The 15,465-nt window shown below is 60.2% G+C and carries 10 protein-coding genes and 4 pseudogenes; all 14 read left to right on the top strand.

Translation table 11 applies throughout. From position 1 onward, the window contains the following. Nucleotides 1-4 precede the first annotated feature (4 nt). The 14 genes and pseudogenes from AC3ISI_RS12600 to AC3ISI_RS12535 all read left to right on the top strand — a co-directional run bounded on the left by AC3ISI_RS12600 (nucleotide 5) and on the right by AC3ISI_RS12535 (nucleotide 15,456). On the top strand, nucleotides 5-952 hold the full coding sequence (locus AC3ISI_RS12600; RefSeq protein WP_489337249.1) for a SphA family protein: 948 nt from the start codon (nucleotides 5-7) through the stop codon (nucleotides 950-952). Nucleotides 953-1,023: 71 nt separating this feature from the next. Next, nucleotides 1,024-2,004: an AAA family ATPase gene (locus AC3ISI_RS12595; RefSeq protein WP_489337248.1), complete on the top strand. Its 981-nt coding sequence runs from the start codon at nucleotides 1,024-1,026 to the stop codon at nucleotides 2,002-2,004. An 8-nt stretch (nucleotides 2,005-2,012) separates the two neighbouring features. Further along, nucleotides 2,013-2,942, top strand: a complete 930-nt coding sequence (locus AC3ISI_RS12590) for a DUF58 domain-containing protein (protein WP_489337247.1) — start codon at nucleotides 2,013-2,015, stop codon at nucleotides 2,940-2,942. Beyond that, nucleotides 2,939-3,307 (top strand): annotated as a pseudogene (locus tag AC3ISI_RS12585) (DUF4381 domain-containing protein); the annotation flags it as partial. The gene AC3ISI_RS12590 and the pseudogene AC3ISI_RS12585, both read left to right, overlap by 4 nt. Before the next feature lie 80 nt (nucleotides 3,308-3,387). Beyond that, nucleotides 3,388-4,701: an IS4 family transposase gene (locus AC3ISI_RS12580; RefSeq protein WP_489335235.1), complete on the top strand. Its 1,314-nt coding sequence runs from the start codon at nucleotides 3,388-3,390 to the stop codon at nucleotides 4,699-4,701. Between the two features lie 8 nt (nucleotides 4,702-4,709). Beyond that, nucleotides 4,710-4,937 (top strand): annotated as a pseudogene (locus tag AC3ISI_RS12575) (DUF4381 family protein); the annotation flags it as partial. Next, a complete protein-coding gene (locus tag AC3ISI_RS12570) occupies nucleotides 4,924-5,916 on the top strand; it encodes a vWA domain-containing protein (RefSeq protein ID WP_489337246.1) in 993 nt (330 codons plus the stop codon). The pseudogene AC3ISI_RS12575 and the gene AC3ISI_RS12570, both read left to right, overlap by 14 nt. Before the next feature lies 1 nt (nucleotide 5,917). Then, nucleotides 5,918-7,498, top strand: coding sequence for a VWA domain-containing protein (locus AC3ISI_RS12565; protein WP_489337245.1), 1,581 nt, complete (start codon nucleotides 5,918-5,920; stop codon nucleotides 7,496-7,498). After that, complete coding sequence (locus AC3ISI_RS12560; RefSeq protein WP_489337244.1) at nucleotides 7,495-8,910, top strand: BatD family protein; 1,416 nt, start codon at nucleotides 7,495-7,497, stop codon at nucleotides 8,908-8,910. Before AC3ISI_RS12565 ends, AC3ISI_RS12560 begins: the two co-directional genes overlap by 4 nt. Continuing rightward, the gene (locus tag AC3ISI_RS12555; RefSeq protein WP_489337243.1) at nucleotides 8,907-9,929 is read left to right on the top strand and encodes an HAD family hydrolase; all 1,023 of its coding nucleotides are present in this window, start codon (nucleotides 8,907-8,909) and stop codon (nucleotides 9,927-9,929) included. The genes AC3ISI_RS12560 and AC3ISI_RS12555 overlap by 4 nt, the downstream gene beginning before the upstream one ends. A 74-nt stretch (nucleotides 9,930-10,003) precedes the next feature. Continuing rightward, nucleotides 10,004-11,251 (top strand): annotated as a pseudogene (locus AC3ISI_RS12550) (arylsulfatase); the annotation flags it as partial. 72 nt (nucleotides 11,252-11,323) lie between these two features. Beyond that, complete coding sequence (locus AC3ISI_RS12545) at nucleotides 11,324-12,415, top strand: IS630 family transposase (RefSeq protein WP_489336935.1); 1,092 nt, start codon at nucleotides 11,324-11,326, stop codon at nucleotides 12,413-12,415. A 12-nt stretch (nucleotides 12,416-12,427) separates the two neighbouring features. Then, nucleotides 12,428-12,775, top strand: a pseudogene (locus AC3ISI_RS12540) (arylsulfatase); the annotation flags it as partial. A gap of 158 nt (nucleotides 12,776-12,933) precedes the next feature. Beyond that, nucleotides 12,934-15,456, top strand: a complete 2,523-nt coding sequence (locus AC3ISI_RS12535; protein WP_489337242.1) for a fused MFS/spermidine synthase — start codon at nucleotides 12,934-12,936, stop codon at nucleotides 15,454-15,456. Nucleotides 15,457-15,465: the final 9 nt, after the last annotated feature.

Below are 15,465 nucleotides of genomic sequence, written 5' to 3'. Positions count from 1 at the left end.
AGTCATGGTCAGGCCTTTTGTAGTACGTCCTTTACTGGCGCTGTGCGTCATCGGCGCAAGCCCTTTGACCTTGGCGGCCGAGGGCGGTGTCGGGCGGCCGATTACCGGGCAACAGGTATTTTCCAACGCCGGGATCGTGCCGCCGGAAGCCGGCTGGGTCATGTCCCTGACCAGCATCTGGTACGACGGCCAACTCAAGGGCAAAGCCCAAGTGCCGATCGCCGGCGCCGTCAGTACCGGGCTGGACGCTAAAGTGTCCTACACCATGGCCAACTTCACCCATATCTGGGACACCGGCAAGGGCAGCTGGAACTACGCTTCGGCCATCGGCGTGCCAGTGCAGTACACCGACATCACCGCCAGCGTCACCGGCCCCCGTGGCAGGACCCTGGGAACCAATGACACCGCGACCCAGTTCGCCGACATGCTAGTGACGCCGATTGCGGCGGGTTACCACGTCGACGAGGTCAACCATTTCTCGTTCTCGCTGCCCATTTATGTGCCTACGGGCGCCTACAATGAAAATCGGCTGGCCAACGCTGGCCAGAATACGTACACCTTCATGCCTACCGTCGCCTTCACCCATCTGGACGGCAAGGGTGGCGAGTTCACCCTGTCCAGCGGGCTGGAGATCTACACCGAGAATGACGCCACGGATTATCAGGACGGCAATATTTTTACCCTCGATGCGCTGTGGACCCACGGCTTCGGCAACGGCTGGAATGCCGGAATGGTGGCGGGCTACGTCCAGCAGGTCACCGACGACTCGGGAAGTGGTGCGACCAGCGGCTTCCGCGGCCGCTCAGTGGGGGCCGGCCCGACGTTCGGCTGGGCCGGCAAGTTCAATGATGCCCAGGCCAGCATCAACGCACGTTGGGTGCCGGAGTTCGACACCAAAAACCGCCCTGAAGGCAACGGTGTCAGCGTCAACCTGACATTAGCGTTTTTCTGAGGAGTGCCCAGGGATGGCCATCGGTTCATTCCCTTCATTCCGACGTTTATGTTCTGAATAAAGGATCAGCCATGACTGCACTCAATGACCTCAACGCCCTGCAAGCCAGCATCGCCGAAAGCGTGTTGGGCCAGGATCAGGTGATCCGGCAGATTCTGCTCGGACTGCTGGCCAACGGGCATTTGCTCCTGGAAAGTTTGCCAGGGCTGGCCAAGACTCGCACGGTAAAGGCGCTGGCCAGGCACCTGGACGCAAAGATGAGCCGCATCCAGTTCACCCCTGACCTGCTGCCGTCGGACATCACCGGCGCCGAGGTTTTGCACCAGATCGACGGCAAGAACCAGATCCAGTTCCAGCCTGGGCCGCTGTTCGGCAACCTGATCCTGGCGGACGAAATCAACCGTGCCCCGGCCAAGGTCCAGGCGGCGTTACTGGAAGCCATGGAAGAGCGGCAAATCACCGTGGCCGGCAACAGCCATGTACTGCCGGAGCTGTTCATCGTGGTTGCCACGCAGAACCCGATCGAACAGGAAGGCACCTACCCTCTGCCGGAAGCGCAGATGGACCGGTTTTTGATGAAGGTTCTTCTCGATTACCCAAGTGCGGAAAACGAGAGTCAGGTACTGCGCTTGTTGCGAGACGAAGAACAGGTCTTGGGCGCCAAGAACGCTCCGGTCCAGGGCTTCGCGTTGTCACAGGAGGTGATTTTCGCCGCGCGTCGCGAAGTCAGCGCGATTCACGTGTCCCCGGCCATCGACCGTTACCTGATCGACCTGATCAATGCCACGCGTCACCCGGCCGATTACGACGCCGACCTGGGCCGCTGGATCGCCATCGGCGCCAGCCCTCGCGGCGGAATCGGCCTGGACCGTTGCGCCCGTGCCGATGCCTGGTTGCAGGGGCAGGATTTTGTTTCGCCAGACAACGTGCGCGCCGTGGTCCATCCGGTGCTGCGTCATCGCCTGCAACTGAGTTACGACGCCGTGGCTGACGGTGTGACGGCGGATCAGGTGCTTGATCGCCTGCTCGACAAGGTTGCGATCCCGGCCTGAGGTTGAACATGAAGAGCACCGACGGTCTGGTCTATGTCTCTCTCGCGCACTTGATGGCGCTGGAGTTCAAGGCCCGTGACTTGAGTTTTCTGGCGCGGCAGCCGCAAGGCAGCATCCTCGCCGGCAACCATGCCTCGCGCCTGCGCGGTCGTGGGTTGAATTTCGACGAGTTGCGCCGTTACCAGCCGGGGGACGACCTGCGTCACCTCGACTGGCGTGCCTCGCTGCGCACCGGCAAACCGGTGGTGCGCACTTTTACCGAAGAGCGCGATCGCCCGGCGTTGATTCTGGTGGACCAGCGCATGTCGATGTTCTTCGGCTCGCAGCGCAGTTTCAAATCGGCCATCGCCGCCGAACTGGGCGCTTTGGCAGCGTGGATGACGTTCAACGCCGGTGATCGTGTTGGCGGTCTGGTGTTCAACGATTCACGCATCGACAGCATTGCTCCGCTGCGCAGCCGCAAACGGATCGAAGCGTTGTGCAGCCGCATTGCCGAGCAGAATCAGCAACTGAACGCCGCCAACCCCGACGCCGAAGGTGAAGACCAACTGGACAAGGTGTTGCAGCATTGCCTGGCGGTGGCCGGGCACGATCATTTGATCTGCATCGTCAGCGATTTTGCCGGCGCCGGTGAGCGCACGTTGCAACTGATGCGGCAATTGGCGACGCACAACGATGTGATTGCCATGCAGGTGTATGACCCCTTGGCGCTGAACCTGCCAAAGAATGGGCGCTTGCTGGTCACTCAAGGCCAGTTGCAGGTGGAACTGGCGGTCGAGCAGCGCAGCGTGCATCAACCGTTGGGGGACTTTCTCAGTGGGCGGCTCAAGGATGTCGCCACCCTGCTGCGTCGCAGCCAGGTGCCGTTGATGATGTTCAGCACCGCGACCGATGCACAGGAACAACTGCGGGCAGAACTTGGCAGGGGGCGGCGATGAATCCGAACATTCCGAGCATCGATCAACTCAAGGAAATTGCCCTGCCGGCGCCGGTCAGCTATACGCCGCAGACGTGGGGTTGGTGGGTGTTGCTTGGCTCGCTGGTGATCGCTGTTTTGCTGATCAGCGCACGGCGGTACTGGCAGTGGCGACGGGATCGGTATCGGCGAGAGGCGCTGGTGCGGTTGACTGAGTTGCAAAACAGCACCGATCAACTCAGCGCAATGCGCGAGCTCCCGGAACTGCTCAAACGAGTAGCTCTCTCCATGCCCTGGAATGCAGACCCTGTAGGAGCGGGCTTGCCCGCGATGAGGTCATTACATTCAAAATTGATGTCGGCTGACCGGACGCCTTCGCGGGCAAGCCCTAATGCCAGTCAGTTAAGGAATTGACTTGCCCGCCAAGCAGTAATAGAAACGGGCTTATGTTTTTATGAGCCCGCTTCATGTCCCTGCAAAACGCCCTTCAAGAAGTTACCAAACTCAATCCGATCTCTTTCGAGCGCCTTGCGCAACTGATTGATCCTTTATGGATCGAGCAAGCGCTGGCCTCGACCGGAACGGTTTCTCTGCGCCGCAGACGCCTGCCGGCCGAGCGCATCGTATGGTTGGTGGTGGGGTTGGCTTTGTTCAAGAACGAGCCGATTTGGCTCATTGTGCAGCAGCTGGGACTGGCTTTGGGCGAAGCCAAGGTGCCTGTGCCCAGCGCCGCAGTCCAGGCCCGGCAACGGCTTGGAGCAGAGCCGCTGGCCGCACTGTTCAAGCAATTGGCCGAGTCATGGGGCGGCGCTGAGCAGCCCGCTTCGGCTGGCTTTTTAGGGTTACGCAGCTTTGCGGTAGACGGCGTGGTGTGGTCCACCCCCGACACGCCAGAAAACCGCCAAGCCTTCGGTGGCGGGCGGACTCACTCGGGAGACGGAGCCTGGCCACAAGTGCGCGGTGTTTGCCTGATGGATACCTATAGTCACTTGATTCGGGCCGCCTGTTTTGGCGAGTTTGCTATCGGCGAACTTCGCCATGCCAAAGGTCTGGAGAAAGCGGTAAGCGATCACTCGGTGACGATTTTTGACCGTGCCTATTACTCGGCAGCCCTCTTGCTCGACTGGCAGCACAGTGGAACCGAACGGCATTGGCTCATGCGGGCACGCAAACCGCTTAAATACGAGGTAGTCGAAGAGTTGGGCGCCGGTGATTGGCTCGTGCGATTGGCTGTATCCCGAGATGCGCTCAAGCAACGTCCAGACCTTCCTACCCATTGGCATGCACGACTGATTGAGTATTCGATAGACGACAAACCCCGCCGCTATCTCACCTCGTTGATCGATGCCGAGCGTTACCCTGCCAATCGGGTGGCGGGGCACTACAACGAACGTTGGGAAATTGAATTGGGTTACCGCGAGATCAAGCAAAACCTGCTTAAGGGGGAGCAATTACGCAGTAAACAACCTGATTTGGTGCGCCAAGAACTGTGGGGAACTCTGTTGGCCTACAACCTGATCCGTCAGGAAATGCGCTTGATGGCTGAAGAAATAAAGGTGGTGCCGCAGCGCTTGAGTTTTCTCTGGCTGGCTCAAGCGATCACCAATGCGCTGCGCTTCTGCCCGCTGGAAACGCCAGGCACGATCCCTAAACGACTGGCAGAACTGAGAGTCCAGGCTAAGCACTTCATGCTGCCTGCCAGACGAGAGCGAAGTTATCCACGAGTGGTCAAGCCCAGACCAGTCAAATATCCCAAAAAGAAGGCAAGAGGGCTTAACTGACTGGCATTAGGGCAAGCCCGCTCCCACAGGGGGATGTGGGTGCATTGGGGGGTGAGGACTGGCAGGTATTTCTGGTCCGGCACAGTACGCACCCCTTACCCGCCGACCTCAGTCAGCAACTGGCTGTATTGGCCTATGCCCCCGATGCCACTCTGCTCGCATTGCCAAGCGAAAAACGCGAACAACTGTTCAGCACCTGCAAACTCTGGGTGGAGCGTCATCATGTGGCAGCTTGATTACCCCTGGTTGCTAATCCTGCTGCCGTTACCGTGGTTCGGCTACCGCTTCCTGCCCGATTACCGCGAAGCCCGCAGCGCCGTGCGCGTGCCGTTTTTCGGCGCCATGAGCCGCGCGATCGGTCAGGCACCGAGTCAGGCCGGCACTCGCAATAACCGCTGGCAGCTCGCCTTGAACCTGTTGGTCTGGGCGCTGGTGCTGCTGGCCGCCGCGCGCCCGGTGTTCATCGAAAAACCCATCGAACGCCAGCAACCGGTACGCGACCTGATGCTCGCCATCGACATCTCCCAGTCGATGGAAACCACCGACTTCACCGACGCCAATGGCCAGAAAATCAATCGTCTGGCCGCCGTCAAAGAAGTCGTGCATGGCTTTATCGACAAGCGTAAAGACGATCGCCTTGGGCTGATCGTGTTCGGCAGCGGCGCCTATCCGCAGGCGCCACTGACCCTGGACCATGCCAGCCTGTCGCTGTTGCTGGACGACACCGGCATCGGCATGGCCGGGCCCAACACCGCCATCGGTGACGCGATTGGCTTGAGTCTGAAACTGCTCGATCAAGCCCACGAGCAAGAGAAAGTGCTGATCCTGCTGACCGACGGCAACGATACCAGCAGCGCCATCACCCCGGACCACGCCGCAGAAATGGCCGCCGCCAAAGGTGTGGTGATTCACACCATCGGCATTGGCGACCCGACGGCCGAAGGCGAAGCCAAGGTCAACCTGCAAGGTTTGCAACAAATCGCCAAAGCCACCGGTGGCCAGTTCTTCCGCGCCGAAGACCGCACCGCGCTGGATCAGGTCTACAGCACCCTCGACAAACTGACTCCGCATCAAGTGAAAACCCTCAGCCATCAGCCGAAAAAGGATTTGTTTTGGTGGCCGCTCGGTGCCGCCATCGGGCTGCTGGCGTCGTATCACCTGAGTGCCCTGATCCGCCCGCACCTGACACTTGCGCGTCAGCGGCAGGAGGCTTGAAATGGAGATCAACCTCAGCGACTTCCACTTTCTGCGCCCGATCTGGCTGTTGCTCGTGCCATTCGCCGCCTTGCTGCCAATGCTCTGGCGCCGCAGCCGCGACTTGCAACGACGCTTGCGCAGCAACATTGCCGAGCACTTGCTGCCGCACCTGCTGATTACCCCACAGGATCAGCAACGCTTGCGACCGGTGCATCTGGTCTGCGCCGTATTGATGCTGGGTGCTGTCGCAGCCGCCGGCCCGACTTGGGAGCAGGATCGCCCGGACTTCCTGGAAAACCGTGCGCCGCTGATCATCGCCATCGACCTGTCGCCGTCGATGGACGCCAGCGATGTACCACCGAGTCGACTGGAAGCGACCAAGCACAAACTGCACGACCTGATCCAGCGCCGCGCCGGTGCGCGCAACGCGTTGATCGCCTACGCCGGCAGCGCGCATCTGGTGTTGCCGCCCACCGATGATCCGGCCTTGCTGGATACGTTCATTCAAGCCCTGAGCACTGACCTGATCGCCAAACAAGGCAAAAATGTCGGCGCTGTGATCGAGCAAGCCAAGCACCTGCTCGCGGCCGAGAAAACCCCGGGCACGCTGTTGCTGATCACTGACGGCGCCGACATTTCACAACTGGCCGGGCTGGACAAGCTACTGGACGACAGCGCGCTGCAAGTGCTGATCCTCGCGGTTGGCAGCGAAGATGGCGGCATCATCCATGACGCCAGCGGCCAGCCGCGCACCGACAGCAACGGTCGCCCGGTGCTGGGCAGTTTTGATCAGGCAGCGCTCAAGCAGCTGGCTTCAGCCATGGATGCGCCGTTGGGCAGCCTGACGCTGAACAACGACGATCTGGACTGGATTGAACTGCACGCCCAGCAGCATTTCCAGAGTGCCAGCGATGAACAGCGTGAACTGCACTGGAAAGACGCCGGTTACTGGCTGTGCTGGCCGTTGCTGCTGCTCGCGTTTTTCAGCGTGCGCAAGGGCTGGAGCCTGAACTGGATGGCGGGTTTGCTGCTGGCGCTGGGCATTGGTTTGCAGCCAACCAGCGCCGAAGCCAACGCCCTGACCGATGCGTTCTTCACTCCCGATCAGCAAGGCCGCTGGGCCTTTGAACACCAGCACTTCCCGCAGGCCGCCGCACATTTTGTCGATCCGTACTGGAAAGGCGTCGCCGCCTATAACGCGGCGGATTTCGACCTGGCACTGGCCAGTTTTGCGCGACTGGAAACACCGCAGGCGTATTTCTATCTGGGCAATATCTACGTGCGCCGTTTCAAGTTTGATCAGGCGATTGCGGCGTATACACAAGCCTTGAAGTTACAACCGCAATTCCCCGAGGCCACAGCCAATCTGGCGTTGGCGATTGCGTTGCAGAAAGACACCGAAAGCGCCGAACAAAATGCGCCCGAGGTGAAACCGGACGAAATCAAAATGGACAAGGCGCCGGGCAAGGGCCAGAGCAAACCGGTGCAGACCGAACAAGCCGCCTCCGATGAGGTGTGGTTGCAGAACCTGAGCACTTCGCCAGCGAAGTTCCTCAAGCAGAAATTCAGTTTGCAGGATCAGGCGGGGGCCAGACCATGAACCGAGTGATGGCCATCGCTAGCAGGCTAGCTCCCACATTAAATCCGTGCACACCACAAATCCCTGTAGGAGCTGGGCTTGCCCGCGATAGCGCCAGATCATTCACTACAAATGTCAGCACCCTACTCTTCTGTCTGTCCTCCACCTATGCCTTGGCCGCCGAACCCGACCTCCGCGTCCAGACCCACCTGCAACCCGCCAGCTCAGTCATGGTCGGCAGCCTTGTAGAACTGCAACTCGACGTCCTCACCGACAGCTGGTTTACCGACGCCCCGACCCTGCCCGACCTGAAGCTTCCCGGCGCCCTGGTGCTGCCGCCGGATGGCCACGCCGAGCACATCAATCAGAGCCTCGACGGTAAAGCCTTCAACGGCATGCGCTACACCTACCGGATCACCCCGAATCTGGCGCAGGGTTTCGACATTCCGCCGCTGACCGTGGAGGCCCAGCCGGGTCAGGCCAGCGCCCCACTGAGCGCGCAAAGCCAGCCGTTGCACTTCACCGCTGCGCAACCTCCGGGATTCAATCCCGGCGAGCCGGTGCTGGTGGCGCAAGGTCTGCGCTTCACGCAAAAAATCGTCAACTCCGCGACGCCATTGAAGGTCGGCGACAGCATCACCCGTCGGCTGACCTTGCAGGCCGACAATTCCATGGCCATGTCGCTGCCGGCACCCGCGATGGGCGATATCAACGGATTGAGCCGTTACCCGAAGAGCCCGCAAATCAGCAATCTGGATGATGGCCGAGGCCACTTCAACGGCGGCCAGCGCATCGACACGGTGACGTACCGCATCGATACCGAAGGCCATTACAACCTGCCGGCCATCGAGCTGAAATGGTGGGACGCCAGCAATCAGCAAACCCGCACTGCGCAAGTCCCGGCCGTAACCTTTGAGGCTGCGGCCAACAGCGCTTACAAACCGGTTTTCTCGATTGCTGACGACCTGAAAAAACTCGGCCAGCAAAGTCGTGTGCACCTTTCCGGGCACTGGCTGGGGCTTTCGGCGCTGCTCATGATGGTGGTGCTGTTTGTCTGGTTCGCCCGTCCATTCGTGCATCGCGCCTACCTCGCCACACAGGCCCGCCGCCACGCCCGGTACGCCGCGTGGCTGGAGTCCGCCGACTACGCCTGGCGGCAGATTCCGCGGCAAATCGACGGCAAGCCCGCCCAACTGAGTGCCTTGTATCTGTGGCTCAAACGCAGCCACTTGGGCCTGAAATTAAGCCCTCTGAGTCCTCGACTGCAAGACCTGCTGCGCGCCTGCTACGGCCGTGCCCCAACCGAAGATCAGGCATTGCGGCAACTCGAGAACTCCTTGACTACGCTGCATAGTCAAGCTGAACAGCGCCATGCCAAGGTCGTTTCAGCATTGCGGCCATTAAACCCTGCTCACGAAAAGGATTTTCCATGACGAACCCGCTATCGATCCGTCACCGATTTGGTCTGACACTGCTCTTCGCGCTGGCCCTGCCGTTGCTTACTCAAGCCGCCGAGCCGCTGCCCTCGTGGAACGATGGCCCATCGAAGAAACACATCATCGAGTTCGTCCAGACCGTCACCGATCAATCCAGCAAGGACTTCGTCAAGCCCGAAGATCGCATTGCCGTGTTCGACAACGACGGCACCCTGTGGAGCGAGCAGCCGATGTACTTCGAACTGTTATTTGCCCTCGAAGAGGTCAAGCGCACCGCGCCGCAACACCCGGAATGGAAAACCACCCAGCCGTTCCAGGCCGTACTGGAAAACGATCACAAGGCGCTAGCGGCTTCTGGCATGGGCGGCATCATGAAAATCTTCGGTGCGACCCACACCGGCATGACCACCGAAGCCTTCGATGACTACGCCAAGACCTGGTTGAGTCAGGCCAAGCATCCGAAAACCGGCAAGTTGTACACCGAGATGGTTTTCCAGCCAATGCTGGAACTGCTCGACTACCTGCGCAGCCAGGACTTCAAGCCCTACATCGTTTCCGGTGGTGATACCGGGTTCATGCGCGCCTTCGCCGAGAAGGTCTACGGCATCCCGCCAGAGCAGGTCATCGGCACTACGTTTGTCACAGCGTTTCAGTACAAGGACGGTAAGACCTCGATCCTGCGCACCCCGAAACTGGCCCACAACGATGACGGCCCGGGCAAACCGGAAAGCATCGACGCGGTCATCGGCAAGCGGCCGATCCTCGCCTTCGGCAACTCCGACGGCGACTTGCAGATGCTGCAATGGACCGCCGCAGGCACGGGCAAACGATTCATGGGGCTGGTTCATCACACTGACGCGAAACGCGAATGGGCCTATGACCGTAAGTCAGACATCGGCCGCCTGGACAAGGCGCTGGACGAAGCAAATTCCCGTGGCTGGACTGTCGTGGACATGGCTGCCGAATGGCGCCGGATCTACCCGTACGATTCCGCCACTGCCGAGCAAATGCAGTAAAAAAAGCGTAACGCAGGACCGCAATAAACGTTTGTCGCATCAGGCGACGCAAGTCAGAAAAAGGAGCAAGTCAGATGACTCGCATAAACAAGTGGCTACCGAAACTTGCCCTCGTGGCAGCCTCGGTGATGGCGATTTCGGCAACAGCCGGGGCCGCCGAAAAACCCAACATCCTCGTGATCTTCGGCGATGACATCGGCCAGACCAACATCAGCGCCTACTCGATGGGCGTGGTCGGGTACAAGACACCGAACATCGACCGCATCGCCAGTGAAGGCATGATGTTCACCGACTATTACGCGGAGAACAGCTGCACCGCCGGCCGCTCTTCGTTCATCACTGGCCAGACGCCACTGCGTACCGGTCTGTCGAAAGTCGGTATGCCGGGTGCCCCGGTGGGCTTGCAAAAACGCGACATCACCATCGCCCAGGCACTCAAGTCCCAGGGCTATGCCACCGGCCAGTTCGGCAAAAACCACTTGGGCGACCGGGATGAATACCTGCCGACCAACCACGGCTTCGACGAATTCTTCGGCAACCTCTATCACCTCAACGCCGAAGAAGAGCCGGAGCGTCCGTATTGGCCCAAGGATGACGCCGCATTCGTCAAGGCCAACTCCCCGCGAGGCGTGATCCACAGCTTCGCCGACGGCAAGATCGAAGACACCGGCGCCCTGACTGCCAAGCGCATGGAAACCATCGACGACGAAACCACCGCCGCCGCGCAAGCGTTCATCGAGAAACAGGCCAAGGCGGACAAACCGTTCTTCGTCTGGATGAACACCACCCGCATGCACCTGTTCACCCACGTGCGCGAGTCTATGAAGGGCCAAAGCGGCATGCCCGGCAATGACTATGCGGACGGCATGCTTGAGCATGACGGTGATGTCGGCAAACTGCTGAAAACCCTAGACGACCTGAAAATCGCCGACAACACCATTGTCGTCTACACCACCGATAACGGCCCGAACCAGTTCTCCTGGCCGGACGCGGCGACCACGCCGTTCCGTAACGAGAAGAACTCCAACTGGGAAGGCGCGTACCGGGTACCGGCGATCGTGCGCTGGCCGGGCAAGATCAAGGCGGGTGAAATCTCCAACGAGATGTTTTCCGGACTTGACTGGTTCCCGACCCTGCTAGCAGCGGCTGGCGATACCAGTGTAAAAGACAAACTGCTCAAAGGCTGGGCACCGACCTCTGGCGGCACCAACTTCAAGGTGCACCTGGACGGCTACAACCAGCTGCCTTACCTGACCGGCCAACAGCCTAAAAGCGAGCGTCACGAGTTCTACTACTTCAACGACGACGGCGTGCTAGTGTCATGAGCGGTTAGTTCGACTATCAATCAGAGGGGCGGTAAACTGATGGCCCACCGTCATGGACTGATTGTACAAATGGCCCGTCCCGCTGCTCCCTTTGCTTTAACACCTTCCGACCTCGTCACCTTGCAAAGCTGGTTGCGGATGGGGTCATTGGCGCAGAACCTCGCACAGCGCGCCAGAATATTGCTTCTCTTGGCGGATGGGCTCACACCCAATACCGTTGCTGAGCAGATGCAAATATCGGCATCCGTGATCTTTAAATGGCGCAAGCGCTATCAGGAGGCAGGGCTTGAGGGATTAAACGATTTGCCGCGTAGCGGCCAGCCGCGCAAGCTCAGTGCTGCAAAATTCAACGACATCCTGACGTTAACAACTCAGCGTGTCCCTCGTGAGGCAACACATTGGAGTGTTCGCCTGATGGCCAAATATGCGCAGGTCAGTACGTGGCAGGTTCGACAAGTCTGGGCCGCTTCCGACCTCAAGCCGCACCGGCTGAAGACCTTCAAAATCAGTAACGATCCTCTCTTTGCCGAAAAGGTGGTCGATGTGGTCGGGCTCTACCTGAACCCGCCGGATAACGCGCTGGTGCTGTCGGTTGACGAGAAAACCCAGATCCAGGCACTGGATCGCACGCAGCCGATGTTGCCGCTACGTCCCGGGCAGATCGAGCGTCGAACCCACGATTACAAACGCCACGGGACGGCGAGTCTGTACGCGGCTTTTGACATTTTGACGGGCAAGGTGATCGGACGGATTACCCAGCGTCATCGGGCCAAGGAGTTTTTGGCTTTCCTGCAACAGATCGACCGCAGCACACCGGCCGAACTGGATCTGCATGTGATCCTGGACAACAGTTCAACTCACAAGACTCTCGCGATCAAGCAGTGGTTGGAGAAGCATCCACGCTTCAAGCTGCACTTCACGCCGACCAGCGCCTCTTGGCTGAATGCCGTGGAAGGCTGGTTCGCTCAACTGGAGCGGCGAGCCCTGTACCGGGGTGTTTTTACCAGCGTCGCGGAGCTGAAAACGGGCATTCGTCAATTTATCGAAGCCCACAATGAGCACTCAGCAAAACCATTCAAGTGGAACAAAACGGCTGAAACCATCATCAGCTCGGTGCATAAAGCAAAGCTGGGGGCGATTAAAAATAGATTCTTGAATTAACCGCTCAGGACACTAGTGTCCATGCGCTACGACAACTGGAAAGCGGTGTTCTGTGAACAGCGCGCACCAGGCGGATTCAAAGTCTGGAGCGAACCGTTCGTTTGCCTGCGCGTGCCGAAGCTTTTCAATCTGCGTATGGACCCGTATGAACGGGCTGATGTGGTTTCTGACCAGTATTACGATTGGGTAACCAAAAACGCTTATTTGGCAGCGTTAACGGTGGGCAAGGCTGCAGCATTCCTGCAGACCTTCATCGACTACCCACCGAGCCAGAGACCGGCCAGCTTCAGCATCGACCAGATCCGCGCTGCGGTTGACGCAAAAATCCTGGAAAAAATGAAAGATCCGGCTGCACAGTAAGACCGCAAGCCCGCCGCTCGCCCTTACCGGCGAGCGGCCTTATTTTCAACTTGAGAGCAGGCTCGCTCCCACAGGGATGATCCATCGTGGGAGCGAGCCTGCTCGCGATAAGGCCAGTACAGTCACTGGTTTTTTTGAATTGGAACAAGGCACCCGCAATGTCCTCACGTGTCGCCAGCAAGTCGTCGGCCATACCCGCCCCTCACAGCGCCGCAACCCCGGCCCTGCTGATTCCTGCCCTGCTGCTGTTCGTCTCCGGCGCTGCTGCGCTGGTGTACCAGGTGCTGTGGATCAAGCAGTTGTCGCTGGTGGTCGGTGTCGAGGTGTATGCGATCACCACCGGCATCAGTGCATTTTTTGCCGGATTGGCTTTGGGTGGTTTGCTGTTCGGGCGCTGGGCTGATCGCTTGCAGCAGCCGGTTCTGCTGTATGCAGGGCTGGAAGTGCTGGTGGCGGTGCTGGGTGTCGGTGCGACGTTTGCGATGAGCATGGCCGCCAGTCCATTTGCCTGGCTGGAGCAGCACGTCGGGTTGCTGGCATGGGTGTTGCCGTTTGCACTGGTGGGCATTCCCGCGCTGTTGATGGGTGGCACGTTGCCGGTGCTGGTTCGTTCGTTGGCCAGCGACCCGCAACACTTGGGCAAGGCTGGCGGCCATCTCTATGCCGCAAATACGGCTGGCGCGATTGCCGGCACCCTGCTCGCGGCTTTCGTGCTGATCGCCACCCTCGGCGTGCGTGGCAGTGCCCTCGCCGCCGCGATGCTGAACTTATTGGCTGCAGTCGGTGCCTTGTGGTTTCAACGCCACCGCCCGGCGTCAGTCGAAGCTGCGGTCAAACACCACGCGGAAAAAGCCCCGGATCGTCTGGCGCTGTGGCTGTACTCCATCGCGGGCGGTGTGGCATTGGGCTACGAAGTGGTCTGGTCGCAATCCATTGTGCAGTTCATGAGTACCCGCACCTACGCGTTTGCCGTGGTGTTGGCGACGTACCTCACGGGTTTGTTCATCGGCAGCGCCCTGCTGGCCCGTCGGGTTGATCGCCTTCGTGATCCCTGGGGCGTGTTCGGCCTGCTGATTGCCGGCGCTGGTTTGATTGCGCTGCTGGAGGTGGCCTTTCTCGGGCGTTGGCTGGTGTTTTTGCAATCCCAGGCCGAAATGGTGGCGCTGGCCATGGGCGGTAGCGAACTGCTGGGCATGAGCGCACGGTTTGCCGTGGCGGCGCTGAGCATCGTGTTTGTCCCGACCTTGCTGCTGGGGGCGGCGTTCCCGTTGGCCCTGCGGTTGAGCGTCGGCCCTGAGCGGGTCGGGCGGGACGTCGGCGCGGTGGTGGCGTTCAACACCTTGGGCGGGATTGTCGGCGTGATGCTCTGCGGGTTCTTGCTGATTCCTCTGCTGGGACTGGTGCGCACTTTGGGGCTGCTGGCGATTGTGGCTGCCGGGATCGGGTATTTCGCGGTGCGCAAGGGGCATCACGTCAAGAAAGGCCGGCGTCAGGGCGTGGTTGCCATTGGCCTGCTATCGGTGGCCCTGGCGATGTTCACCCCGGTCGACAAACTCGCCAGCCTGCTGCCCGGCGCCCGCAACGGCACGTTGGCCTTCTATGAAGAAGGACGCGGCGGCACGGTGGCCGTGGTCACGCAGGGCAAGGGTCAGAAGACCTTCCAGCGCCTGTATATCCAGGGCGTGTCGAACACCGGCGACGCTATGCCATCGCTGCGCTACATGCGGATTCAGGCATTGTTGCCGCTGCTGATCCACAACGGAGAACCGCGCTCGGCGCTGGTGATCGGTTTCGGCACTGGCATCACCGCAGGCGCCCTGACCCGCTATCCGGGACTGGAACATCGCGTCGTCGCCGAATTGCTGCCGTCGGTGATCAAAGCCGCGCCGTTGTTCAAAGGCAACTTCAATGCCGCCGCTGACCCGACGGTGGATGTCCGCCTGCGCGATGGCCGCCAGGAACTGCTGCGCAGCCCGCAGCACTACGACCTGATCACCCTCGAACCGCCTCCACCGTCCGCTGCCGGCGTGGTGAATCTGTATTCCCGTGACTTCTACCAATTGGCCGCCAGTCGTCTGGAGAAAAAAGGCCTGGTCGCGCAATGGTTGCCGCTGCCAACCCAGAACATCGACGATTCGCGCTCGCTGGTGCGCAGCTTCCTCGATGTCTTTCCCTACGCGACGTTGTGGACCAGCGAGTTCCACGAAATGCTGCTGGTGGGCTCGATGGAGCCGATCGAACTGGATGCCGCGAAAATCAGCCAGCGCTTCCAGCAGGAAAGCGTGCGCAGCACTCTTCAGGATGTGGGCATCGGCTCAGCCGCTGCGTTGCTCGCCACGTGGGTGACCGACCGCGCCGGCCTGGAACGTTTCGCCGCCGATGCGCTGCCGGTCACCGATGATCAGCCACGGATCGAATACGCCCCCTGGGTGCGCGCCAAGGAAATCAGCCGCGTGCTTCCGGCCCTGCTGGACTTGCGGCAGCCAGTGCCGCTGCTGAACGCCGATACCGGATTCACCGACCGCATGAATGCCCATCAACAGCGCCTGATGCAGTTCTATCGGGCGAGCCTGCACGCGTATGACGGTGACCGCGACGCATGGGCCAGGGATATTCGTGAAGTGATGATGGGCGATGGCGGTAATCCGTATTACCGCTGGTTTGTAGGGGGCGGTGAGTAAGACTCAAGG

This window comes from Pseudomonas sp. GL_139_B, assembly GCF_057834475.1.
The sequence above is the reverse complement of the archived record's forward strand: the minus strand, read 5'-3'. Positions and strand labels throughout refer to the sequence as shown.